The organism is uncultured Mailhella sp. (assembly GCF_944324615.1).
Taxonomy (GTDB): Bacteria; Desulfobacterota; Desulfovibrionia; order Desulfovibrionales; family Desulfovibrionaceae; genus Mailhella.
In genome coordinates, this window is record NZ_CALUWY010000006.1 from 66,766 (window position 1) to 90,832 (window position 24,067).

The 24,067-nt window shown below is 61.4% G+C and carries 17 protein-coding genes; 14 read left to right on the forward strand and 3 right to left on the reverse strand.

The window, feature by feature from the left end:
- The first annotated feature begins 489 nt into the window (after positions 1-489).
- A complete protein-coding gene (locus Q0K07_RS02925) occupies positions 490-1,173 on the forward strand; it encodes a GntR family transcriptional regulator (protein ID WP_294556165.1) in 684 nt (227 codons plus the stop codon).
- A 120-nt stretch (positions 1,174-1,293) separates the two neighbouring features.
- Complete coding sequence (locus tag Q0K07_RS02930; protein WP_294556213.1) at positions 1,294-2,076, forward strand: carbon-nitrogen family hydrolase; 783 nt, start codon at positions 1,294-1,296, stop codon at positions 2,074-2,076.
- 170 nt (positions 2,077-2,246) lie between these two features.
- On the opposite strand, the gene Q0K07_RS02935 is transcribed toward Q0K07_RS02930, so the two are convergent.
- Positions 2,247-3,647 carry a sodium-dependent transporter gene (locus tag Q0K07_RS02935; protein ID WP_294556168.1) on the reverse strand — a complete coding sequence of 467 codons (1,401 nt, stop codon included), beginning with the start codon at positions 3,645-3,647 and terminating at the stop codon, positions 2,247-2,249.
- A gap of 450 nt (positions 3,648-4,097) precedes the next feature.
- On the opposite strand from Q0K07_RS02935, the gene Q0K07_RS02940 reads away from it, so the two are divergent.
- The 7 genes from Q0K07_RS02940 to nifS all read left to right on the forward strand — a co-directional run bounded on the left by Q0K07_RS02940 (position 4,098) and on the right by nifS (position 13,257).
- Positions 4,098-4,502 (forward strand): TraR/DksA C4-type zinc finger protein, encoded by a 405-nt coding sequence (locus Q0K07_RS02940; RefSeq protein ID WP_294556171.1) that lies wholly within the window; start codon positions 4,098-4,100, stop codon positions 4,500-4,502.
- A 98-nt stretch (positions 4,503-4,600) separates the two neighbouring features.
- Complete coding sequence (locus Q0K07_RS02945; RefSeq protein ID WP_294556174.1) at positions 4,601-6,220, forward strand: Na/Pi cotransporter family protein; 1,620 nt, start codon at positions 4,601-4,603, stop codon at positions 6,218-6,220.
- Positions 6,221-6,222: 2 nt separating this feature from the next.
- Positions 6,223-8,346: a polyphosphate kinase 1 gene (gene ppk1 / locus Q0K07_RS02950; RefSeq protein WP_294556177.1), complete on the forward strand. Its 2,124-nt coding sequence runs from the start codon at positions 6,223-6,225 to the stop codon at positions 8,344-8,346.
- Positions 8,347-8,580: 234 nt separating this feature from the next.
- Complete coding sequence (locus tag Q0K07_RS02955; RefSeq protein ID WP_294556180.1) at positions 8,581-9,465, forward strand: HD domain-containing protein; 885 nt, start codon at positions 8,581-8,583, stop codon at positions 9,463-9,465.
- Positions 9,455-11,014 carry a Ppx/GppA phosphatase family protein gene (locus Q0K07_RS02960; protein WP_294556183.1) on the forward strand — a complete coding sequence of 520 codons (1,560 nt, stop codon included), beginning with the start codon at positions 9,455-9,457 and terminating at the stop codon, positions 11,012-11,014. Before Q0K07_RS02955 ends, Q0K07_RS02960 begins: the two co-directional genes overlap by 11 nt.
- 226 nt (positions 11,015-11,240) lie before the next feature.
- Complete coding sequence (gene nifU, locus Q0K07_RS02965; protein WP_294556186.1) at positions 11,241-12,077, forward strand: Fe-S cluster assembly protein NifU; 837 nt, start codon at positions 11,241-11,243, stop codon at positions 12,075-12,077.
- Position 12,078: 1 nt separating this feature from the next.
- Positions 12,079-13,257, forward strand: coding sequence for a cysteine desulfurase NifS (gene nifS, locus Q0K07_RS02970; protein ID WP_294556189.1), 1,179 nt, complete (start codon positions 12,079-12,081; stop codon positions 13,255-13,257).
- 259 nt (positions 13,258-13,516) lie between these two features.
- On the opposite strand, the gene Q0K07_RS02975 is transcribed toward nifS, so the two are convergent.
- Together Q0K07_RS02975 and Q0K07_RS02980 are read right to left on the reverse strand one after the other, a co-directional pair.
- On the reverse strand, positions 13,517-15,223 hold the full coding sequence (locus tag Q0K07_RS02975) for a [FeFe] hydrogenase, group A (protein ID WP_294556193.1): 1,707 nt from the start codon (positions 15,221-15,223) through the stop codon (positions 13,517-13,519).
- Positions 15,224-15,225: 2 nt separating this feature from the next.
- On the reverse strand, positions 15,226-15,717 hold the full coding sequence (locus Q0K07_RS02980) for an NADH-ubiquinone oxidoreductase-F iron-sulfur binding region domain-containing protein (protein ID WP_294556196.1): 492 nt from the start codon (positions 15,715-15,717) through the stop codon (positions 15,226-15,228).
- Between the two features lie 378 nt (positions 15,718-16,095).
- On the opposite strand from Q0K07_RS02980, the gene Q0K07_RS02985 reads away from it, so the two are divergent.
- From Q0K07_RS02985 to Q0K07_RS03005, 5 genes are read left to right on the forward strand one after another with little or no spacing between them, the layout of a single operon-like run.
- Entirely contained in the window at positions 16,096-17,385 is a 1,290-nt protein-coding gene (locus Q0K07_RS02985) for an SWIM zinc finger family protein (RefSeq protein WP_294556199.1), read from the forward strand.
- Positions 17,386-17,399: 14 nt separating this feature from the next.
- Positions 17,400-19,040, forward strand: coding sequence for a DUF5691 domain-containing protein (locus Q0K07_RS02990; protein ID WP_294556202.1), 1,641 nt, complete (start codon positions 17,400-17,402; stop codon positions 19,038-19,040).
- Between the two features lie 2 nt (positions 19,041-19,042).
- On the forward strand, positions 19,043-20,146 hold the full coding sequence (locus Q0K07_RS02995) for an AAA family ATPase (protein ID WP_294556204.1): 1,104 nt from the start codon (positions 19,043-19,045) through the stop codon (positions 20,144-20,146).
- 2 nt (positions 20,147-20,148) lie between these two features.
- Positions 20,149-22,545: a DUF5682 family protein gene (locus tag Q0K07_RS03000; protein ID WP_294556207.1), complete on the forward strand. Its 2,397-nt coding sequence runs from the start codon at positions 20,149-20,151 to the stop codon at positions 22,543-22,545.
- Between the two features lie 3 nt (positions 22,546-22,548).
- A complete protein-coding gene (locus Q0K07_RS03005; RefSeq protein WP_294556210.1) occupies positions 22,549-23,742 on the forward strand; it encodes a VWA domain-containing protein in 1,194 nt (397 codons plus the stop codon).
- Positions 23,743-24,067 lie beyond the last annotated feature (325 nt).

Genomic DNA, 24,067 nt, shown 5'->3' on the forward strand with positions numbered 1-24,067 from the left:
TTTTTCGAGCTGCAAGAATGCGGCCGGAAACGGGGTGGAAGATGCTCCGGGGCATGGCGAAGCTGCAGCGGGAGCGGAGCACGGGGAATGAGCATACGTTGTGACGGAGACATTTTTTTTCTGTAAAAAAAATGTTTGCGACATGTCATGTTTTCAAAAAAGGCAAAAGCCCTTCCTCTGTATTGCCGCACCTATGCATACGGTGCGTATCATGAAAAGGAGGGCATTGTTTTTCTGCCTGTTCTGTACTTTTCGGCACGCATGAAGGTGCATCTGTGCGCATCTTTTTGAAAAAAGAGAAACACAGGTTGCATGGCGCATGTACTTTTAATATTCTCCTGATGTTCTGCGGAGGAACATGAGGAAAACGGTCCTGTTTCTCATGCATAAGGGGCCGGGAAGATATGCCGTTGACTGTAGGGATGTCGTTGACATTTTTTGAAAAAACATCGTATACCTTCCAATATATATGAAAGGTACGGTGTGTCGATGCTGCAGTCGAAACTTTCCTCTCTTGCCTATGAGCAGATTCTCCAGAACATCGTTTCCTTCAAGCTTGCCCCGGGCACGGCGCTTCAGGAACGCAGCCTTGCGGAACAGATGAACATGAGCCGGACGCCTGTCCGCGAAGCTCTGTTCCGGCTTACTCACGAGGGCTGGCTGCAGAACAGCTTCCGGCGCAACGTCATGGAAGTGCGGCCGGTTTCCGGCAGGGATGTGGAAGAGCTTCTGAACGTGCGGCAACTTCTGGAAACGGATGGCGTGAAGCGTATTTTCGAGAACAGAGCCAATGCGCCCGTGGGCGAGGCACTCATGGACATCATTGCCGGCATGAGGGCAAAAAGAGTCGCTCCCGGAGCGCATGCCATGGAGTACATGGCTCTGGACATGAAATTTCATACCGCGCTCATGTATCTCGACGAACAGTCCAGGCTGGGCCTGTTCTGGAAGCCGCTCTGTCTGGAATCCATACGCCTCGGCATCATGGTCATCCATTGTCATCACTGCGAAAAAAGCATGGTGGCAGATATTCATGAGGCCATTGCCCGGGGCATACTCAGGCGCAGGAAGAAGGAAGTGCGGGACGCGCTGCATTACCACAATGAACGCATCAGGCTGCAGAGCTTCCGCATGCTGGAAGGCATGGCGGCTGCGGGAAGTCCGGGATACTGAGTGTTCCGGCGGGATTTTTCCCTGCGCGGGCGGAAGAGCCTGCCGCATAAGGGGGCCCGGAGCCTGTCGTGTCACCGTGATGGGGCGGAGCGGCCGGGATTTCAGGGGAGAGTGGCGGAAATGAGAATATGCGCCGTTCAGATGGACGTGATCAAGGGGGACAGGAAGGCCAACAGGGCCGGGGTGCAGCGTATGGTGGCCGAAGCCATGGAGGCGGAGTTTCCGCCCGACGTCATCGTGCTGCCGGAGCTCTGGTCCACGGGCTATGCGCTGGACAGAGCCGGGGAACTTGCCTCTCCCATGGGCGGCGACGATGCCGCCTTTCTGGGGGAACTTGCCGCGCGGTATCAGGTGGCCTTTGCCGGAGGCTCCGTGCTTTCGGAACGGGAGGGCAGGATATACAACCGCGCCCAGGTCATCAGCAGGGAGGGCGTCTGCACGGCCGGGTACGACAAGATCCATCTTTTCCGGCTCATGGATGAGGACAGGTACCTTGCGCCCGGGGAAAGCGTGCTTTCCTTCAGCCTCGGGGGAATGCGCTGCGCCTCCGTGATCTGTTACGACATCCGTTTCTGTGAGCTTGTCCGCCGGCTGGCCGTGGAAGGGGCGGAACTTCTTTTCGTCAGTGCCGAATGGCCGCTTGTGCGTCGTGAACACTGGGAAACGCTGCTCCGTGCCCGGGCCATAGAAAATCAGATGTACATTGCGGCCTGCAACCGCTGCGGCATCACCGAAGGCACGGCGTTTGCGGGCTGTTCCATGATCATTGCGCCCGACGGGGAAGTGCTGGCCCATGCGGGCACAGCGCCCGGCACGATCTGCGCCGAGGTGGACAGCGCCCTGGTGCGCCGTGTGCGGCAGGCCATGCCGGTGTTTGACGACAGGGTTCCCGGCCTGTACTGACCATGTCCCTGCCGGGAAAGCGCTTTTTCCGGAAAGCTCTGCCCTGCAGGGCGTCTGACCCATCCCTGATGCGGCTTCGCCATGCGGAGCCGTTTTTCTGTGCCTGTTCCGGCATAAAAAAAGCGCCTTCAGGCGGAACCTGAAGGCGCAGGAAGGACGTGTCCTTATGGTCAGATCTTGATGAAGCCCAGCGTCGCGCCCACGGAGGAGAGGAGCACGATGAGCAGGAGCACGGGAGCAAGCCAGGAGATGCAGACGCGGAAGATCTTTTCACCATGGAAGGCGGAGGAGATCTTCACCTCGGAAACGAGGGTGTCGATGCCCATGATGCGGCCGATGAGCAGGCAGGTGAGCATGGCGGCCAGGGGGCAGAGAATGAGGCTGGCGAGGAAGTCCATCATGTCGAGGATGCTGAGGCCGGCGATGGAGATGAAGTCCCACACACCGAAGCCGAGGGAGCAGGGGATGCCCAGCGCGATGGCTTCAAAGGTCATGAACAGAGCGCTCTTTCTGCGCGACCAGTGGAGTTCGTCCGTAAGGGTGGACACGCAGGTTTCCATGATGGAAATGCTGGAGGTGAGGGCCGCGAAGAACACCATGAGGAAGAACACGGCGCCGATGACGCCGCCGAAGCCCATGCTTTCAAAGACCTTGGGGATGGTGATGAACATGAGCGAGGGGCCTGCGTTCAGGGCGTCGGCCGTGCCGCCGGAGAAGGCGAACACCGCGGGAATGATCATGAAGCCGGCCAGCGTGGCCACCAGCGTATCCATGAGGCCGATGCTGTAGGTGGCCTGTTCCACGTTGACTTCCTTCTTCATGTAGGAGCCGTAGGTGATGAGGATACCCATGCCTATGGACAGGGAGAAGAAGAGCTGACCGCAGGCCGCCACCACGGTCATGATGGAGAACTTGGAGAAGTCCGGCACCAGATAGTAGTAGATGCCCGCACCCGCGCCGGGGCGCGTCATGGAATAGATGGCCACGATGAAGGCCAGAATGAGCAGAAGCGGCATCATGACGCGGGAGGCGCGTTCCACGCCGCCTTCCACACCCTTCAGAATGATGCCGAGGGTGCAGCCGAGGAAGATGAGGTGCCACAGGACCGGTTCCCAGGTGGAGGAGATGAATCCGCCGAAGTAGCCGTCCGCCGCCACGGTACTCATCTGTCCTGTGACATATTCAAACAGAAATTTGATGATCCAGCCGCCGATGAGGCAGTAGTAGGGCAGAATGAGCATGGGCACCACGGCGTTCACCCAGCCGCCGAAGACCAGGAAGGGGTTGCTCTTCATCTGGCCGAAGGAGCGGTAGGCCCCCACGGGGCTGAGGCGCGTTTTACGGCCGAGGCTGGTTTCGGCCACGATGAGGGCGTAGCCGAAGGTGAGCATGAGAATGATGTAGACCAGCAGGAAGATCCCTCCGCCGTACTTGGCCGCAAGATAGGGGAAACGCCAGATGTTGCCGAGGCCCACGGCGGAACCCGCCACGGCGAGGATGAACCCTATATGCCCGGAAAAGAGACCGCGAGCACTGCCTTTGCCCGAATCGGACGATGTCTGCTGAGACATACATGACTCCTGAAAGAAAAAGTGTTCTCGGCAGAATATAAGAAGGAAGCCAAAATGACAAGCCGCAAAAGCCTTTTCTTTGTCATAAGGGGCGGCGGCGGAGCGGGGCGCGGAGCAAAGGTCCGGCCTCCGGGGGCAGTAACGGTATTTTCATGAAAAATTCATGGGATCGATACATACGGCAGAGCCTTCGATGATACGCTTCTGCAGGAATATGCGGAAGGATTCTCCGGTACGGGAAGCTTCCTGCACTCCGGCTGAGGATCCTTTTCCCCGGTCTGAGGCCCGTCCCGGAAAAGGCGCGCGGGCGCGTGATACTATGCCGGGAGGAAAAGAGTATCATCGTATTTTCCGCCCGCCTCTGCTAGCGTTCCGGAAAAAGGCGGAGCGCGGTGCGGCTTCCGGGAATGACATGCATTCCTTTACTTTTCCCATGGGAGGAACAGGGACATGAACGCTGCAAACGTATCCGCCGCGCGGGCTTTTTCCGCTGCGGAGGTGGTCATGGATCATGCTTTTCTGGAACGCCTGCATGCCGAAATAGAGGAGGAGAAGGAGCGCCTGCATTATCTGCAGGGGCTTTTTCAGGCCGAATCCATGCCCGACATGCTCGACAACGCCGCGCACATGGAGGCCGTGCGCTTTGCCGAGGCTCTTGCCGAACGAAGCGCGGGAAGGCTGAGGGAACTGCGTGCCCTTGCGGCAAAGGGGCCGGATATACACTGTTTCTGCGAGGACTGCGGGGAACCCATTCCCGAGTCGCGTCTTCTGGCCGCGCCGGGCTGCGTGCGCTGCCGCGCCTGCCAGGCGCTCCACGAAGGGGAAAAGGGCCGGGACGGACAGGACGAAGATTGATTTTTGTTGCGGGATGTCGTGAATTTGTAATATTGGCGTCACATGGCTCTGGCATGCTTTTTTCTGCGATTCAGGAGATTAAAGATTACGGAGAGAGTATGTCCTTCTACACAGCCATGCAGCTTCTGGGCGGCGTCGGCATCTTTTTGTACGCCATTAAACTTATCAGCGAATCCCTTCAGATGCTGGCCGGTGAACGCCTGCGCAACATCATCGGCATGTTTACGAAAACGCCCGTTCTGGGCGTTTTTTTGGGTACGGCCGTCACCATGGTGATCCAGAGCAGCAGCGCCACCACGGTCATGACCGTGAGCTTCGTGGATGCGGGACTCATGAACCTGACCCAGGCCATAGGCGTCATCATGGGCGCCAACATAGGCACCACGGTCACCGGGCAGATTCTGGCCTTCCGCGTCAAGGATCTGGCGTATCTCTTCGTGCTGGTGGGCGTCATTCTCATGTTTGTCTGCTCGTCCAGGGCAAAGCTCAAGCATCTGGGCGAGGGGCTGTTCGGCTTCGGCATGCTCTTCATCGGCATGCAGACCATGGAAAGTTCCATGGCCTTTCTGCGTGACCGGCAGGATATCTTCCTTGCCTTCAGCGACAATCCGCTTCTCGGGCTTCTCGCGGGCACGCTGCTCACGCTGCTTGTGCAGTCCAGCTCCGCCACCGTGGGCCTGACCATAGCTCTGGGCACGCAGGGGCTTCTGCCTCTGGAAGCGGCCATTCCCATCATCTTCGGCGACAACATAGGCACCACGGTCACGGCGGTTCTCGCCGCCCTGGGCACGGGCCGCGCCGCCCGTCAGGCCTGCACCGCACACGTTCTTTTCAACGTCATCGGCGTGTGCATCTGGCTGCCTCTCATGCCCCTCTGGATAGGCGTCATCGAAGCCTCGTCCTCTTCCATCGGGCATCAGATAGCCAACGCCCATACCCTGTTCAACATCTGCAACACCATCATCTTCCTGCCCTTCGTCAGACCCTTTGCCGCGCTCATCCGCAGGATCATTCCCGATGCGGAACGCATCGACAGACGCGACGCCGTGTACCTCGACCCCAACCTCATCCAGCGCACGCCCGTGGTGGCCGTGAGCGCGGTGCGCCACGAATGCCGTCACATGGGTGAAATGGTGGACGAACTTCTTTCCCGCACGGAAAAGGTGTTCTTCGGCCAGAAGGATGATGAGAAGGAAAACGTCCTTCAGATGGAAGACAGGCTGGACAATCTGGAAGAAGCCATACGTTCCTATGCCTCGGACATCATGCAGGCGGGCATCGACGGCAAGGATGCCGACATGCTGGAAGCGTGCGTGATCAGCGCGGGCGATCTGGAGCGCATAGGCGACAAGGGCAAGAGACTCATTGATTTTTACGAATACAGGAAGAAGCGCGGAGACGACTTCTCCCCCGAGGCGCTGTCAGAAGTGCGCAGGCTCTTCACCGATACCCGCAAGGCCGTGAAGCTTGCCATCAACACCTTCGGGCCCGACCCCTTCACCGCACAGCACAAGGCGGAACTTGACGCACTGGCCGACCATATCCGCGACCTTGAAGCGCAGCTTCGCGCAAGCCATGCCTCCCGTCTGAGCACCGGTCACTGTTCGCCTGAAGCCGGGCTGGTATTCATCGACGTTCTGGGCGCCATAGAGCAGATCGCCTATCGCTCCAGAAAAATCGCCGACCACATGGCCGGTAAAAAGAGCGCGGAGGCGTAGTCGTGACTGAGAAGAAAAAGGGAGAGGTTCTGCGGGAAACGCGCAGGAAGGTGGATCTTGCGGCGCAGGAATACTACCTGAACAGGGAACTGAGCTGGCTGGATTTCAACGCCCGCGTGCTGGAAACTGCGCTGGATGAAAAGCTTCCTCTTCTGGAGCAGACCAAATTCCTTGCCATATTCTACAACAATCTCGACGAGTTCTTCATGGTGCGCGTGGCCAAGCTCCTGCACCGCTACAGGGAAGGAGCAGCTGCGGAGGAACCCGAGGACATGACGCCTTCGCGGCAGCTTGCGGAAATACGCCGCAAGGCCTCGGCGCTGCTTGCAACGGCCAGCGAATACTGGCTGAAGACGCTTGCCCCGAAGCTTCGGGAAAAGGACGTGCACCTTGTGCGCTACGGCGAGCTTTCGGAAAAGCAGCGGCGTTTTCTGCTTGCGTATTTCCGCGACGAAATCTACCCCGTGCTCACGCCTCAGGCCATAGATCCCGGGCATCCCTTTCCCACCATCTCCAACCTCAGCCTGAACTTCATCATTCAGCTTCAGGGCCGGGACGGTGTGGATCGCTTTGCCAGGCTGCGCTGTCCCAGCAACGTGCCGCGCTTCATCTTCATTCCCCGCAACAAGGACGCCACGACCTACGCTTCGCTGGGGCTGAAGGCCAACGTGCGCGATGCCGACATCCTGCCCGTGGAGGAACTCATCAGGGAACACCTCGGGCTGCTTTTCCCGGGCTATCGCGTCATCGACTGCGGGCTGTTCCGCATCACCCGCAATACCGACGTGACCATCGACGAGGATGAGAGCGACGACCTTCTCGAAGCCGTGCAGGACATGGTGGATCAGCGCCGCTTCGGCGGTGTGGTGCGCCTTGAGACGGCGCGGGGCATGTCCGGCTCTCTTTCGGAATTTCTCATCAAGAAGCTGAGCCTCAAGCCCTTTCAGATCTACCGGGTCAAGGGGCCTCTGGCCTTTGCCCAGTTCATGGCCCTGTACGGGCTGGACAGGCCGGGGCTCAAAACGCCTCCCCACAGCCCCGCCATGCCGCCGGTGCTTCAGGCGGACGCGCTTTTCCGCGTCATCCGGGGGCAGGATGTCTTTCTGCATCATCCTTATGATTCCTTCTCCCCGGTGGTGGACTTCGTGCAGAAGGCGGCGGAAGATCCGAAGGTCATTTCCATCAAGCAGACGCTCTACCGCGTGGGCAACGATTCGCCCATCGTGCGCGCGCTCATCGAGGCGCGCAGGCGCGGCAAGCAGGTCACGGCCGTGGTGGAGCTCAAGGCCCGTTTCGACGAGGAGCGCAACATCACCTGGGCCGAGGAGCTGGAGAGGGAAGGCGTGAACGTGGTGTACGGCTTCGTGGGCATGAAGATACACGCCAAGCTCTGCCTTGTGGTGCGCCGTGAGGAAGAGGGCGTGGTGAGCTATGCCCACATAGGCACGGGCAATTACAATGCCTCCACCGCGAAAATGTACACCGACATGGGCATTTTCACCAGCCAGCCCGACATCTGCGCCGACATGGCCGATCTTTTCAACGTCATGACGGGCTATGCGGTCAAGGACAATTACCGCGAGCTTCTGGTTTCCCCCAATTCCATGCGCCGCCGGCTCATCGAACAGATTCAGAACGAAATCGCCGTGTGCTCCCGGGGCGGAGAAGGCGAAATCATCATGAAATGCAATCAGCTCGTGGACAGGAAGATCATCCGTGCCCTCTACATGGCCTCCATGGCCGGGGTGAAGGTGAGGCTTCTTGTGCGCGGCATCTGCTGTCTGCGCCCGGGGCTTCCGGGGGTGAGCGAGAACATCACGGTGCGTTCCATCGTGGGACGTTTTCTGGAACATGCCCGCGTGTACTGGTTCCGCAACGACAACAATCCCTGTATGTTCATGGGCAGCGCCGATATGATGGTCCGCAATCTGGACCGGCGCATCGAAGTGCTCACCCCTGTTCTGGATGAGAACATCCGCCGTATTCTGACCGACGTGCTCCGTCTTCAGCTTGCGGACAACATGCAGGCCTGGGAACTCATGGGCAGCGGCGACTATGTGCGCCTGCGTCCGGGAGAAGGGCAGAGTGCGGTGAACTCGCAGGAAGCGCTTCTCGTCCAGCGCTGAGGGAATATCACTGTCAACTAAGGATCGGAAGGGCCGGAGCGGCCGGGCCTTTTTCAGGCCGAGTCGCCGGCCCGTGGAAAAAAGGGAGATTATACTATGGAAGAAACGGCGGAAAAGAACGGCGTGACGGGGAACGGACGCAGAAGACGCAGAAGCGCGTCGAAAAGCGGTTCTCGGGCCGGAAACAGGGCGCAGGCTCCGCGCCCTGCAGAACAGGCGGTGAAGGAAGAACCCGTGGAAGAAAAGCGTGCGGACATTCAGGCTGGTGCCGTGGATGAAGTCGTGATCCGGGTTCAGCAGGAGGCCGCCGCCCCCGTTTCGGACAGGGAGGCGGATGCGCCGGAAGAGGCGCCTGCCCCGCAGGAATCCCTTTTTGCGGAGAACAGGGAAGAAAAGCCCCTCAGCGAACTGGACATGCTCCGCGCCGGACTTTTTTCGGAAGATCTGGATCAGCAGGCCGTGGAACAGATGTTTTCCTGGGTGCGGGAAGATCCTTCCTGTCTTGCGGAGGCGCTGGACGGCGAGGAACTTTCCGGCACGGCGCTTCTGGAAGCCGTGCGTCACGGCCGCCATGTGGCGGCGCTGCTGCTCTGGCTTTTCGAGCCTCTTCAGCCTCTGCACGGTCTCGACGGACGCTGGGCGAGAATTCTGGTGCAGGCCGCGCTCTGGCACGACCTCGGCTTTGCCGCGGGCGGAAGGCGCCGTCACCACAAGCGCAGCATGGACATCATAGAACGCAACACCCATCTTTCCCTTTCCTTCGGTCTTGAGGAGCAGGACAGACCTCTGGTGGCGCTGCTGGCCCGTTATCATCGCCGCGCATGGCCTTCCGCGAGGCAGCGGCGCTTCGCCGCCCTTGCCGACGCCGACAAGGAGGCGCTCTCCCGCGCTTCCGCCCTGCTGCGGGTGGCCGACGCCCTGGACTACACCCATAAATCCGCCGTGGAAGAGGTGCGCGTGCATGTGCGCCGCCGCAGTGTGGACATGACCTGTTTCGGTTCCTGCTCCTGCCGCAAGGAATGCCGCAGGGCGCTGAAGAAAGGCGATCTTTTCGAGAAGCTCTTCAGCAGAAGGCTCGATGTGACTCAGGGAAAGGAAGGTGAAAGGGATGACCGATGAACTTTCCGGCCCCGGCCGGACGGTAGCCATACTGGACATGGGGTCCAACTCCCTGCGCATGATCATTGTGCGCATAGGGGCGAACCGGGTGACCAGCGTGCTCAATCAGGTGAAGCAGATGGTGCGGCTGGGAGAGGGTGCGTTCGAGACGCACAGGCTCCAGCCGGAACCCATGCGCCGCACCGTGGCGGCGCTGCGCGGCTTTGCGGGCATGTGCCGCTCCTACGGGGTGGACGATGTGGTGGCCCTTGCCACCGCCGCCGTGCGCGATGCCGAGAACGGCCGGGAATTCATGGACGAAGTGCGCCGTGAGACGGGCTTCGACTTCACGGTCATTTCCGGCAGGGAAGAGGCGCGCCTCATCTGCCGCGGCGTTTCCGTGGCGCTGGAGCCTTTTGCGGGCAAGCGCATGTTCATCGACATCGGCGGCGGCAGTACGGAACTTTCCGTGGCCGTGGGGACCGACATTCTGGAACTGGAATCCCTCAAGCTGGGGGCCGTGCGTCTGGCCGGACTTTTTCCCTGTTCCGGGCCGGTGAGCATGCAGCGCTATGCGCAGATGCAGAAATATGTACGCGATCATGCGGTGCTGCCTCTGCAGCGTATGGAGGCGCAGGCCCCGGCCGAACTCGTGGGCAGTTCCGGCACCATACAGAGCCTTGCGGAAATGGCCGTCGCCATGGTCCGGGATGCGGGCAGAAAAACGCCCGACAGCACGGAACTGCTGAGCTATGCCGGCCTTCAGCGCGTGGTGAAGGCCCTCTGCGAAAGAAACGAGGAAGAGCGCATGGCCCTTCCGGGCATGAATCCCCGGCGTACGGGCATTCTCATTCCGGGCGCGGCCATACTTCAGACCATCATGGAGGAGCTGAACTTCGAGTCCGTGCGCGTTTCCGGCCGCGGCCTGAGGGACGGCGCCCTTGCCGATTACGTCGACAGCATGTTTGAGGAAAAGGGGAGGCTTTCCGTGAGGGAGCAGAGCGTGCTCCGTCTGGCGAGGCTCTGCCGTTTCGAGGAGGTGCACTCCTGCCATGTGGCCAGACTGGCCGTCATGCTTTTCGACCATGCCCGGGCGCTGGGGCTGTACAGGGGCGCGGCCCGCATGCGCGAGCTTCTGTACTACGCGGGGATTCTGCACGACATAGGCATCTTCATTTCCTTTACCAGGCACAACGCCCACAGCCACTATCTCATTCAGAACAGCGAAATGCTGGGCTTTACCCAGAATGAGGTCTCCCTCATGGCGGCTCTGGCCCTGTTCCACCGTTACGGTTATACCAAGAAGGACAAGGCGGGCGTGGAGCTCTCCGAGGAGTGGCAGGCGGAGGCCAGGCCGCTTTCGCTCTTTCTTTCCCTGGCCGAGGCTCTGGACAAAAGCCACAGGCAGGCCGTGACGAAGGTGGCCTTCGAGCGCCGTGACGGGGAGGTGGTGCTTCTGGTCCATACCAAGGTGCCCTGTCCCGTGGAGCAGGAAAGGCTGAAGCGCTGCTTCAAGGCCATGGAAAAATGCCTCGGCAGAACGCAGGTGCTGTGGCAGGCAGAGGAATAGTTTTTTTCCGGCAATGTGCCCGGGAGCATGTCTCCCGGGCGTTTTTTCGTTTAAAAAGACCTTCCGGAACAGAGGGCATGCGTGCGGCGGAAAAGGGATTTTTGGAACTTGCGGCCCTGATTCTGGACATTGCCCGGAAAGTGATTAACCTTGCAACGAACCAGCAGACGGAAAACGCGAAGCGCCATCTTCCGGGAGGGCGACTTTGCATTACAGGAGTATAACCATGTGGGAATATACCGAAACTGTCCGTGACCACTTCCTGCATCCGCGCAATGCCGGGGTGCTCGAAGACGCCAACGTCATCGGCGAGGCGGGAAGCCTTGCCTGCGGCGATGCTTTGAAGCTCATGCTCAAGGTCAACGAACAGGGCATCATTGAAGACGCGAAGTTCCAGACCTTCGGCTGTGCGAGCGCCATTGCCTCCAGCTCCGCCCTTACCGAACTCATCAAGGGCAAGCACATGGACGAGGCCGCAAAGCTGACGAACAAGGAAATCGCCGAGTATCTCGGCGGTCTTCCCAAGGAAAAGATGCACTGTTCCGTCATGGGCGAGGAAGCTCTGGAAGACGCCGTCCGCCACTGGAAGGGGCTGCCCTCCAAGGCCCATGCGGAAGAAGGCCGCCTTGTGTGCAAGTGCTTCGGCGTGACCGACCTTCAGATCATCAAGGTGGCCAAGGAAAACAACCTCACCACCGTGGAGGAAGTGACCGACTTCATCAAGGCCGGCGGCGCCTGCGGCAGCTGCAAGGACGACATTCAGTCCATTCTCGACAAGCTTCATTCCATGGAAAAGCCCCTGCAGGAAATCCGCCCCGTGCCCCGCATGACCAACGTGCAGCGCATGCAGAAGGTCATGACCATCATCAATGAAGACATCGCCCCCCGCCTTGCGCTGGACGGCGGCAGCATAGAACTTGTGGACGTGGACGGCACCACCGTGGTGGTGGCCCTGCGCGGCGCGTGTTCCGGTTGCAGCGCCAGCCAGCTGACGCTGAAGAACCTGGTGGAAAAGACCCTGCGCGAGCAGGTGGATTCCGCCATCAACGTGGTGGAGGCGTAACATGGCCGACGTTACCGATGTGATCTATCTCGACAACAACGCCACCACGCGGGTTGCTCCCGAAGTGGTGGAAGCCATGCTGCCCGCCTTCGGCCCCCTGTACGGCAATGCCTCCAGCATGCACACCTTCGGCGGCCAGATGGGCCACTACATCGCCACGGCCCGCGAACAGGTGGCCGGCATTCTCGGCGCCGACCCGGAAGAGATCATCTTCACTTCCTGCGGTTCCGAGTCCGACAACGCGGCCTGGTATTCCGCCACGGAAACGCAGCCGGAAAAGCGCCATGTCATCACCACCAAGGTGGAACATTCCGCCGTGCTCGCCTACGGGCATTACCTTGAAGACAAGGGCTATGAAGTGACGTGGCTCGGCGTGGACGACAAGGGGCAGATCAGCCTTGAAGAGCTGGAACGCGCCATCCGTCCCGATACGGCCCTTGTTTCCATGATGTACGCCAACAATGAGACGGGCACCATTTTCCCCATCGCCAAGGTGGCGGAAATCGTGAAGTCCCACGGCGTGCAGCTTCATGTGGACGCGGTGCAGGCCGTGGGCAAGGAAGTCATCGACCTTTCCCGTCTGCCCATCGACTACCTTGCGCTTTCCGGCCACAAGCTCCATGCCCCCAAGGGCATCGGCGCGCTGTATGTCCGCCGCGGCACCCGTTTCCGTCCTTATGTGAAGGGTGGTCATCAGGAACGCGGCCGCCGTGCCGGTACCGAGAACGTGCCCTACATCATAGGCCTCGGCAAGGCCTGTGAACTGGCCGCGTCCAACATGGAAAAGGAACGCACCCAGGTTGCCGCCCTGCGCGACCGCCTGCAGGAAGGGCTGCTCGCCGCTATTCCGCACTGCAAGATCAACGGCGACCAGGCGCACCGCCTGCCCAATACCCTGAACATATCCTTCGAGGCCGTGGAAGGCGAGGCCCTGCTTCTGCAGCTCGACCAGTACGGCATCTGCGCCAGCTCCGGCTCCGCCTGCACCTCCGGCAGCCTTGAACCTTCTCATGTGCTGCGCGCCATGGGCGTTCCCTTCAACTACGCCCACGGCTCCGTGCGCTTCAGCCTGAGCCGCTACAATACCGGAGCGGAAATCGAACGCGTGATCGAAGTCATGCCCACCATCGTGAGCGAACTGCGCAAGATTTCTCCCTTCGCGGCGTTTCTGAAGAAGTAGTTTTTCCAGAAACACACAAAAAAAGCCCGTTTCCCTCTGCAGGGAAGCGGGCTTTTTGCATTTCATGATCCGGAAGCAGGGGAAACGCGTCTCCGGGCGGGCATTTTGGGCAGTGCGATCTGCCGGCGCGCCTCAGAGTACGTTTTTCCATCCGGCGTCATGCTCCCGCCTGCCGCAGAGGAGCACGCCGGGGGGAAGGACGAAACCGCAAAACGTCTTTTCCCCGACGGGCCGCGACAGGGCGCGGAGCAATACCGTGTCATGCGGGCGTGTTTTCTCCGCCCGTGTTCCGGTGCAGAAGCTCATGCTCCCGCCCCTTGAGCAGCGTGGCGTACAGGGTGTCGAGCAGGGGGTTCTCACTGGTTTTCTTGATCTGCATGTTGATGTCGGCCTCATAGAGGGCGTCGCGGCGCCTGCGGAAGAGTTCCCCGTGGGTGGAAACGGGCTGACCGCCGCCCATGACGCAGCCTCCGGGGCAGGCCATGAACTCCACGAAGTCGTAATGCTCCCGGCCTTCGCGTATGGCGTTCAGGAGATTGTCGGCGTTGCGCAGGCCGCTCACCACGGCCGCGCGGATGTCGCGGCCCTGATGGGTGAAGGTGAATTCCCTCATGCCCGCCTCACTGCGCACGGCGGTGCGCTTGAGTTCGTCAAGCTTCGCCCTGTCGTGCCCGGAAATGAGATTGCGCAGCACGGCCTCGGTCACGCCGCCGCTGGAACCGAAGATGATGCCCGCGCCGGAAGTGATGCCGAAGGGCATGTCCGCAGCGTCTTTTTCCGCGCCGTTCAGGTTCAGGCCGTAGGCCTGTATCATGCCGGTCAGCTCTTCGGTGGTCAGCACGAAGTCCACATCCTGCACACCCATGGTATGAGATTCCGGGCGCAGGATTTCATCCTTCTTGGCCGTGCAGGGCATGATGGCCACGGAAACGAGGCGGCGGCCTTTTTCATCGGGCGCCTCCCTGTCCCAGGCGCGCAGCACTGCGCCGAACATCTGCATGGGGGAACGGCAGGTGGAAAGGTTGGGAATGAAGTCGGGGTGCTTCTTTTCGCAGAAGCGCACCCATGCGGGGCAGCAGCTCGTGAAGAGGGGAAGCCTTTCCCCGGAGGCGAGGCGTTCCTGCAGTTCCCTGCTTTCCTCCGCCACGGTGAGGTCGGCACCGAAGGCCGTGTCGTACACTTCCTCAAAGCCCAGACGGTGCATCACCGTGACGAGGCGGTTCATGACGTTTTTCCCCACGGGGAATCCGAACCTGTCGCCTATGGCCGTGCGTACCGCAGGGGCCACCTGTGCCACCACGCGCACCGTGGGATCGGCCAGGGCGGCCCACACCGCCTCCACGTCGCTTTTTATGGATATGGCGCCCGTGGGGCAGACCACGCGGCACTGGCCGCAGCCCACGCAGTCGGTGTCGGCCAGACGGCGGTTGTAGGCCGGCGTGACCAGCGTGGCCACGCCTTTGCCCGCAAAGTCCAGGGCATCCACGGACTGGATGTTGTCGCACATGCGCACGCAGTCGCCGCAGAGTATGCACTTGCTCGGCGTCCGCACGATGCAGTTGGAGCTGTTGTCCACCTCATGGCGTTCCTGAACGCTTTTGAAGCGCACGTTCCGCACGCCCATGCGTTCGGCGAGGTTCTGCAGGTGGCATTCGCCGTTCTTGTTGCAGGTGGTGCAGTCGCGGTCGTGGGAGGCGAGAAGAAGTTCCAGAAGCGTGCGGCGGTAGCGGCGAAGCTCCGGCGTGTTGGTTTCTATGTTCATGCCTTCGCGCGGCCTCACCGTGCACGAGGCGAAGTACCGGCCTTCGTCATCCTTCACGGTGCAGAGGCGGCATGCCCCGTACACGGAAAGTTCCGAAACATAGCAGAGCGTGGGCAGGTCGATGCCCGCCTTGCGGATGACCGTCAGTACATTGGTTTCATCGGTGAATTCGACGCGGATGCCGTCGATGGTCATGCTGCCCATGGTCAGTCCTTGATGGAAATGGCGCCGAACTTGCAGTTCATCATGCAGGTACCGCACTTGATGCAGGTTTCATGGTCAATGACGAAAGGCTTTTTCACAACGCCGCTTATGGCGTTCACCGGGCAGTTGCGCGCACACTTGGAACAGCCTTTGCAGCGCCTGGGGTCAATATCGAAAAAGATGAGTTCCTGATAGGGGCCGGGCAGGTATTCTTCAATGACGCGTTCATCACCGCCCCGATGCTCCAGAACGGACAGAACCTGCCGGGCTATGCTCTTGCCCAGACCGCAGCGGGCGGTATGGTCGATGAGTGCACCGAGTTCGGAGAGAAGGGCCATTTCCTCAGGTTCGGGAAAAGGCGAGGACGAATCCGACAGGATCTGCTGCATCTGTCTTGTGCCTTCCCGGCAGGAAATACACTTGCCGCAGCACTGGTCGCTGGTAAATTTTTCCAGAACGGCCAGCGCCTTCTGCGTTTCCGGGGATTTTTCCATGGAGGGCTTCCAGAAGGTTAAAAGATAAGAAGAATCACAGCTTGCGTGCTAAAGGCATATATGCCGAAGGCAAGGAACTACTCCAGGCCGGGCCCTATTGTAAAGCCTGCACCTGACTGTGAAGAAGAGCACAAGGACTTTTCGGCAGTATTTTCCGCAGGCGGAGTTTCCCGCATATCCGCCTTCCCGGGCGCTTGACGGATGGAGTTCCCGCCGTTACACCATGATAATATTGGGAAAGCCGGTAAAGCCGCGCTGTGCGCTGGCGGTGGAATCTCCTCCGACTTCCCCGGAACGTCCGCCGCAACCTCCTCTTTCCCGCAATATCGTAATGCCGGCGCGCACGGCGCGCCATCGCAGCTTTCGGAGTATGCGTGTATGAGTATCACGGTGGATGCTGTTCTTGCCATGGCCCCGGACGAGTCGTCGGTCAAGGCGGCGCGTTCTCTGGCCTCCCCCGGGAAATGGCAGTCCCTGGGAGCCGATGAATCCGCGGTATGGGGGCTCTGTCAGGGGAGCGGTTCCAAGCCCTATCAGGTCAAGGTGGATCTTTCCGGCCCTGCCTGCGCCTGTTCCTGCCCCAGCCGGAAAATCCCCTGCAAGCATTCCCTGGCGCTTCTGCTGCTCATGGCGCAGCAGCCCGCGGCCTTCAGCGGGGACGGGAAGCCGGAATGGGTGGTCGAATGGCTGACGGCCCGGCAGAACCGGGCGGCAAAGAAGGAAGAAGGTCAGGCCCGGAAAAAGAGCGCTCCCGCTTCGCCGAAGAAGGAGGCCGCCCGCCTTGCCCGCATGGGCGCGGGCCTTGAGGAGCTCTCGCGCTGGATGGGCGATCAGGTGCGCTACGGGCTGTCCGCGCTTTCCGGGCAGTACGGCGAATGGGAGCGTCTTGCCGCGCGCATGGTGGACGCGCAGGCCCCCGGCATGGCTGCCCGGCTGCGTGCTCTGGAAGGCATAGTGGACAAGGGAGAGGACTGGCCCGGCCGTCTTCTCGGCAGAATGGGCGAACTTCAGCTTCTGGCGGATGCCTTTTCCCGCATGGAGGCGCTTTCCCCGGCGGAAAAGGCCGACGTGCGCACCGCCCTCGGCCTTGTCGCCGACAAGGACGGCGTGCTTTCGGGGGATGACCGGGTTTCGGATATATGGTCTGTTGCCGGCGTCACCTTCGAGGAGGAGGACAGGCTCTGGCAGCGGCGGGTGTGGCTGTACGGACACAGCTCCGGCCGCATGGCGCTGCTTCTGGATTTTTCCCACGGGAGCCGCACCTTTGAACCGGTATTCACCCCCGGGGAGAGCGTACGCATGACGCTGGCCTTCTATCCCGGCGCTTCGCCTCTGCGGGCTCTTGCGGCGGATACTCCCGTGCCCGAAGCCGGAGTGGCTCTTCCGTCCTTCACTCTGGAGCAGGCGCTTTTTTCCATGGCCCGCGCCGTGGCGGCCAACCCCTGGCAGATGCCTCAGCCGCTGCTTTTTTCCGGGGCACGGCTTTTTGCCGGGGAGCAGGGCTGGTGCCTGCTGGCGGATGAGGACCGCATGCTTCCCCTTGTCATGAGCGACGGCGAGGCATGGGAACTTCTGGCCCGCAGCGGCGGCCTTCCTCTGACCGTGTGCGGCGAATGGGACGGCGAGGCGCTCCGCCTTGCCGGGGCTTTTGTTCAAACGGAATCCTGAAAGGGAGGATGCCCATGGATGCCAGGCTCAGAATGCTTGGTTCACAGGCCCTGCTCGGCACGGAGCGACGCGAGGCCGTCTTTCCCTCCGACGACACGCCCTGCGGCCGGGTGCTGGGGGAAATTGCGGCCGCATTGCCCGGCGATGGCGCCGGAGCCGTACTGCGCGCGGCAGGGGTTGTCGCCGTGTGCGAAAGAGCGGGCCATGTTCTGCAGACATCATCCGGGGCGCAGCTTCCGCCGCCGTGTCCCGTGGAAACCTGCGTCATGCTGCCTGCGGATGCTCCCGTGGCGCAGATATACGGAGATATTTTCCGGGAAGGTTCCTTCCGCGTGCAGGGGGAGGCCATAGCGTACCTTGCGGAAAGAAACATGGTGCTTCCGCCCGCGCTGCTGGTTCCGGCCCTTGCCTCCGGGAGAGAGAATCCGGCGCTGCGCCCGGCGCTTTCCCGCGTGCTGGGCGAGCGGGGGTGGTGGCTTTCCGCCCGTAACCCGGCATGGAATCTGTTCGTGACTTCCTCCGAAGAAACGCTCGATCCCGAGGAATGGGATCACGGCCGTCCGGCCCAGCGCAAGGCCTTTTTCCTTCTGGAGCGTTCGCGCGATCCCGGCGCGGCACGGGAAAGGTTCGAGCGCGACATGGCTTCCATGGGAGCGACGGAACGCAGGGATCTGCTTGAGCTTTTCTCATGCAACCTGAGCATGGAGGATGAAGATCTTCTGGAACGCCTGCTGCACAGGGATCGCAGCAGGGAGGTGAAGAAAACGGCCTCCGGGCTGCTTTCCCGTCTGCCGGAGAGCCGTTACCTTGAGCGCATGGGCGGGCGCCTGCTTGCCTGCATGGGGGAAAAACCGGCAGACAGGGAAGAGCGCGGCCTGTTCTCCGGCCTGGGGCGTATCGTCTCGGCGGTGACGGGGCGCGGAAAGAAGGAATTCATCGTGCCTCCGGAAAGCTACGATCCTTCCTGGGCGGAAGACCTCATCACGGAAAAATCTCCGCTTTCCAGGTTCGGCCCCCGGGCGGGATGGCTGTATCAGATGGCTTCGGCCGTGCCGCCGGCCTGGTGGAGCAGGCACACGGGAAAAACGCCGGAGGAGCTGCTTGATCTTTCGGAAGGGTCGGAATGGAAGGGCGTTTTGCAGCTGGCCTGGGGCGATGCCCTCCAGCGTGAAGCCGACGAGGCTTGGGCGCGTGCCATGCTCACGCGGCTGAAGAAGGGCGGCGTGTGGCCGAGCACCTCGGGCGACAGGCTCGACATGTTCCGCCTTGCGGGCATGGTATCCCCTCTGGAGCGCGACAGAGCCTGGGAGGATATGCTCACGGCAGAGAATCTGACCGACCTTCTGGAAGACATCCGTTCCCGGCAGGAGGCAGGGTATCACCTGTCTCCCTCTCTGGCGAAGAAGGTTCTTGCCGTCATGAAGGAAAGGCTCATGTCCGGCAAAAGGGACTATTATCTTGCTTCTCTGGCAGGGGAAGCCGCCGCCCTGCTTCCTGTGGACATGCTCCCGGCAGCGCGGGCCTTTCTGGCCTTTCCTCCCGACAGCGATTCTCCCAACCGCAGCATTGCCGGCACTTTTTCCGCCGTCGCTCATCAGCGTGAGGCGCTCGGCAGGTATTTTTCCGTACCGTCAACCCACAAAGGGGTGTTATGACCATGGCAGAAGAAAAAAACGGCGCTTCCTCCCGTGTCCTGCGCCGGCACGCAGAACAGCAGTTTGCCGAAGAACTGGCCGAACTGAAAAAGGCCGATACGCGGCCCCGTCCCGAGCACTGGGAACTCTCTCCCTGGGCGGTATGCACCTACCTTATGGGCGGCACTCTGGAAAACGGTTTTGAAGTGACGCCCAAGTACATAGGCAGCCGGCGCCTTATGGAAATAGCCGTGGCCACCCTTGCCACGGATCGCGCCCTTCTGCTCTACGGCGTGCCGGGCACGGCCAAGTCGTGGGTGTCGGAACACCTGGCCGCAGCCGTGAGCGGCGATTCCACGCTCATCATTCAGGGCACGGCGGGGACGAGTGAAGAACAGATGCGCTACGGCTGGAACTATGCCGAACTGCTTGCCAAGGGGCCTTCACGCAACGCGCTGGTGGAAAGTCCGCTCATGCGCGCCATGGCGGAGGGGCGCATTGCCCGCATCGAGGAGCTGACCCGCATCCCGGCTGATGTGCAGGATACGCTCATCACCATTCTTTCGGAAAAGTCCCTGCCCATCCCGGAACTCAATGAGGAAGTGCAGGCCGTGCGCGGCTTCAACGTCATCGCCACGGCCAACAACAGGGACAAGGGCGTGAACGAACTTTCCTCCGCGCTCAAGCGCCGTTTCAATACCGTGGTGCTGCCCGTTCCCGCTACGGAGGATGAGGAAGTGGCCATTGTGGAGAAGCGCGTCAGGGAAATGGGCCGGAGCCTGGAACTTCCCGCCGAACCTCCCGCGCTGGAGGAAGTGCGGCGCGTGGTGCGCGTATTCCGCGAGCTTCGCAACGGCAGAACGGAAGACGGCAAGATCAAGGTCAAGACTCCGTCCGGCACCCTGAGCACGGCGGAAGCCATTTCCGTGGTGAACAGCGGCATGGCGCTTGCCGCACATTTCGGCGACGGCACCCTCAGAGCGGGGGACGTGGCCGCCGGTCTCGTGGGGGCCATCGTCAAGGATCCGGTGCAGGACCGCGTGATCTGGCATGAATATCTGGAAACCGTCATGAAGGAACGGAGCGACTGGAAAGACCTGTACCGCGCCTGCCGCAATGTGGATTGAACATGGACGAAGACCGGATTCGTATTTTCGGCATACGCCATCATGGGCCGGGATGCGCGCGCAGCCTTTCCCTCGCACTGGAGGACTGGCAGCCTGACTGCATTCTGCTGGAAGGCCCTCCCGAAGGGGAGAGCGTGCTTTCCTTTCTTGCCGATGAAACCATGGTGCCCCCGGTGGCGCTTCTGGTGTACGCGGAGGAGGACGCGCGTTTTGCCGCCTTCTTTCCCTTTACGGAGTATTCTCCCGAATGGCGGGCTCTGCGCTACGCTCAGGAGAAGCACATTCCGCTGCGTTTCATGGATCTTTCCGCCGCCGTGGATTTCGCCGAAGAAAGAGACAGGGAAAAGGAAGCGCTGCGGCTTGCCGCTGTAGCGGAAGAGCAGCAGGCTTCCGGAGCATCCGACGTGCCGCCCGGAGAGGGTGATCCCGCGCCGGAGGAAGCTGCCGCGTCGGAGGAGGCCTCCGCACCTGAGGAAGATGCTTCTTCGGACATGCCGGAACCTTCCCAGGAGCCGGACTACCCCCGCGGCAGCGAGCTGGATGAACTGGCCGCCCTTGCCGGATATGAAAACGGCGAGGCATGGTGGAACGCCATGATAGAAGAGCGGCTGGACGGACTGGAACTTTTTGAGGTCATCCGTGACCTCATGAGGGAGATGCGGGCGGAGCGCGAGCGCAGCCATGCCGGACAGCCGGAGCGTGAGCGGCGGCGCGAGGCGCACATGCGCACCTGCCTGCGCCGCGCGAAAAAGGAAGGCTTTGAGCGCATCGCCGTGATCTGCGGCGCGTGGCATGTGCCTGCTCTGGAGGCCGACGTGCCCGCCCGGGCGGACAACGCCTGCCTGAAGGGCCTTTCCCGCATGAAGGTCGTGGCCACCTGGGTGCCGTGGTCGTACGCGGATCTGAGCATGGCGAGCGGATACCGGGCCGGGGTGCATTCTCCTGCATGGTACGAACACGTCATGCGCGGCGCGGACATGGAAGGGCGCGCCGTGAGCTGGCTGACCATGGCCGCACGCCTGTTCCGTGAAGAGGGGCTGGACTGTTCCCCCGCCCACATCATCGAATCCGCAAGGCTGGCCGGAACACTGGCCGCACTGCGTCAGCGTCCCGGGCCGGGACTTCCGGAACTGTACGAGGCGCTTCAGACGGTGGTCTGCATGGGTGAGGAAGCGCCCATGCGTCTCATTGAACAGCGTCTCATCATCGGGGAAAAGCTCGGTCATGTGCCGGAGCAGGTACCCATGGTGCCGCTTCAGAAGGATATCGAGCGCTGTCAGAAAAAGCTCAGGCTGAAGCCCGAAGCTTCGCAGAAGCTGCTGGATCTCGACCTCCGGCAGGAGAAGGATCTTGAGCGCAGCCGTATGCTGCACCGCCTGCAGAGTCTGGATATTCCCTGGGGTACGGACCGGCGCGAAGGCGGCGGCAAGGGTACGTTCCATGAACTGTGGCAGCTGCAATGGGAACCGCGGCTCATCATCGACATCATCCGGGCCAGCCACTGGGGCAATACGCTGAAAAAGGCCGCCGAGGCCTGCACGAAGGACAGGGCCTCCCGTGCGGATCTTGCGGAACTTGTCCGCCTGGTGGATGTTGCGCTGCTTGCCGATCTTGACGGCATCATCGACGACCTTGCCGAAAGAGTGAGGGAACGGGCCGCGCTTGCCACCGATACGCTGGAGCTTCTTTCCGCTCTGCCGGAACTTGTCCGTCTTGCCCGCTACGGCGACGTGCGCGGCACGGATACGGGCATGGTGCTGACACTGGTGGAGGGTATGGTTCCCCGCGTGGCCGTCGGGCTGCATGCGGCAAGTTCCGGTCTCGATGAAGACAGTTCCCGTCCTCTGGGTGAGGCCCTGCGTGCCGTGCATGAATCACTGCGTCTCATGAACCGGGAGGATCTTTCTTCCCAGTGGCATGCGGCCCTGCGCCGCCTCATTCCCGAAGAAAGCGGCGTTCACGCCTGCCTTCGCGGACTGGCGACGCGGCTTCTTTTTGACGACGACATCCTTTCCGCGGAAGAGGTGGCCACGCAGATGGGCCTTGCCCTTTCGCCTGCCTCGGAACCGGAAGCGGCGGCGGCATGGCTTTCCTCCTTCCTCGGACAGAGTGCCATGCTGCTCATGCACGACGACGGACTCTGGGGCATGGTGGATGCCTGGCTTGCGGGCCTTTCCGATAATCAGTTCACCGCGGTTCTGCCCATGCTGCGCCGGACGTTCACGGGCTTTTCCGCTCCTGAGCGCAGGCAGCTTGCCGAGCGCGCCCGCCGCGCTCCCCGGAGCAGCGCTTCCGCTCCTGTGGGAAAGGATGCCTGGGATGAGGCGCGGGCCGTACTCCCTCTGCCGCTTCTGCGGCGTATGCTCGGCCTTGCCGCCGAACCGGAAGCCGGGAGGTGATCCATGGACAACAGTATGGAAAAGGAAAGAATGCGGCGCTGGGTGCTTGCGCTGGGCGACGAGGCCGTGAACTGCTGCACCGATATTCCGCTGAGCGCTCAGGATATGCGCATGAGCGAAGCTCTTTCCTTGCTTTATGACCGCGGTGACGAAGGCCGGGGGCTGAGGGGCGGCAGCGGCGCTTCCGCCCCGCGTGTGGCGCGCTGGCTGGGCGACATCCGCCAGTACTTCCCTTCCACCGTGGTGCGCGCCATGCAGAAGGATGCCTTCGACCGCCTGCATCTTAAAGATATGCTGCTTCAGCCGGAAATGCTCGAATCCGTGCAGCCGGACGTGCACCTTGTCTCCACGCTCATGTCCCTGAACGGCGTCATTCCTCCGGAAACGCGGGAAACGGCACGCCTTGTGGTACGCAAGGTGGTGGAGGAGCTTTTAAAGAAGCTTGAGGAACCCATGCGCTCCGCCGTCACCGGCGCGCTCAACAGAGCGGTGCGCAACCGCCGCCCACGAGCCTCGGAAATCGACTGGAACCGCACCATCCGGGCCAATCTGCGGCACTGGCAGGAAGAATACCACTCTCTGGTGCCGGAAACGCTCATCGGCTTCGGCCGCAAGGCGCATCGCCCGCAGAGGGAAGTCATTCTCTGCATCGACCAGAGCGGATCCATGGCGGATTCCATCGTCTATTCCAGCATCTTCGGCGCGGTCATGGCCTCCCTGCCCGCCGTGCGGACGCACCTTGTGGTGTTCGATACCTCGGTGGTGGATCTTACGGAGGAAATGCGGGATCCGGTGGATATTCTTTTCGGTGTGCAGCTCGGCGGCGGCACCGACATCAACCGGGCCGTGGGTTACTGCCAGTCCCTTGTCACCGATCCGCGCAACACCATCATGGTGCTCATTTCCGATCTGTATGAGGGCGGCGTGGAAAAGAACCTTCTTCAGCGGGCAAACGAGCTTGTGCAGTCCGGCGTGCAGTTCATCACGCTGCTGGCTCTGAGCAACGAGGGCAGCCCCTTCTACGACAAGGCTCTCGCAGGGAGGCTGTCCGCTCTGGGGGTTCCCTGCTTTGCCTGCACGCCGGATATATTCCCCGGCATGATGGCCGCCGCCATAAGGAAGGAGGATGTTGCCCTCTGGGCCGCGGAACAGGGTGTGGTCACCATCCCACCCGTGAGAGAACAGGCGGTTTCCTGATTCTGTCAGACAAAACGGGAGCCGATGCGGCCGGACGGATGCGTCCGGCCGCATTCTTTGTTCCGTCTGGTGCCCCTTGTCTGAGACCGTGCCGGGGCAAAAGGCATGGACAGGAAGATGTGCCCCCGGCCCCGGGGAGCATGTTCCGTCCGCAGACCTTCAGCCGGGCCGTCAGAAGAGAAAACAAGGAGTCTTGCCGGAAGCATGCCCCTGCACGCCGAAAGTGTGCCTTGCTGAGAAGAGAAGCGTGCGGAAGGCGTTTTCCGGCGCAGGAAGCAGGGGGAAGGCCCGGCCTTCCCCCTGCTTTTTCATGCCTGGAAGGGTG

What these genes read in the sequence shown, in the direction of transcription:
- Q0K07_RS02925 (WP_294556165.1), top strand. Translation starts at nt 490, where the DNA reads ATGCTGCAGTCGAAACTTTCCTCTCTTGCCTATGAGCAGATTCTCCAG.
- Q0K07_RS02930 (WP_294556213.1), top strand. Translation starts at nt 1,294, where the DNA reads ATGAGAATATGCGCCGTTCAGATGGACGTGATCAAGGGGGACAGGAAG.
- Q0K07_RS02935 (WP_294556168.1), bottom strand. Translation starts at nt 3,647, where the DNA reads ATGTCTCAGCAGACATCGTCCGATTCGGGCAAAGGCAGTGCTCGCGGT.
- Q0K07_RS02940 (WP_294556171.1), top strand. Translation starts at nt 4,098, where the DNA reads ATGAACGCTGCAAACGTATCCGCCGCGCGGGCTTTTTCCGCTGCGGAG.
- Q0K07_RS02945 (WP_294556174.1), top strand. Translation starts at nt 4,601, where the DNA reads ATGTCCTTCTACACAGCCATGCAGCTTCTGGGCGGCGTCGGCATCTTT.
- Q0K07_RS02960 (WP_294556183.1), top strand. Translation starts at nt 9,455, where the DNA reads ATGACCGATGAACTTTCCGGCCCCGGCCGGACGGTAGCCATACTGGAC.
- nifU (WP_294556186.1), top strand. Translation starts at nt 11,241, where the DNA reads ATGTGGGAATATACCGAAACTGTCCGTGACCACTTCCTGCATCCGCGC.
- nifS (WP_294556189.1), top strand. Translation starts at nt 12,079, where the DNA reads ATGGCCGACGTTACCGATGTGATCTATCTCGACAACAACGCCACCACG.
- Q0K07_RS02975 (WP_294556193.1), bottom strand. Translation starts at nt 15,223, where the DNA reads ATGGGCAGCATGACCATCGACGGCATCCGCGTCGAATTCACCGATGAA.
- Q0K07_RS02980 (WP_294556196.1), bottom strand. Translation starts at nt 15,717, where the DNA reads ATGGAAAAATCCCCGGAAACGCAGAAGGCGCTGGCCGTTCTGGAAAAA.
- Q0K07_RS02985 (WP_294556199.1), top strand. Translation starts at nt 16,096, where the DNA reads ATGAGTATCACGGTGGATGCTGTTCTTGCCATGGCCCCGGACGAGTCG.
- Q0K07_RS02990 (WP_294556202.1), top strand. Translation starts at nt 17,400, where the DNA reads ATGGATGCCAGGCTCAGAATGCTTGGTTCACAGGCCCTGCTCGGCACG.
- Q0K07_RS02995 (WP_294556204.1), top strand. Translation starts at nt 19,043, where the DNA reads ATGGCAGAAGAAAAAAACGGCGCTTCCTCCCGTGTCCTGCGCCGGCAC.
- Q0K07_RS03000 (WP_294556207.1), top strand. Translation starts at nt 20,149, where the DNA reads ATGGACGAAGACCGGATTCGTATTTTCGGCATACGCCATCATGGGCCG.
- Q0K07_RS03005 (WP_294556210.1), top strand. Translation starts at nt 22,549, where the DNA reads ATGGACAACAGTATGGAAAAGGAAAGAATGCGGCGCTGGGTGCTTGCG.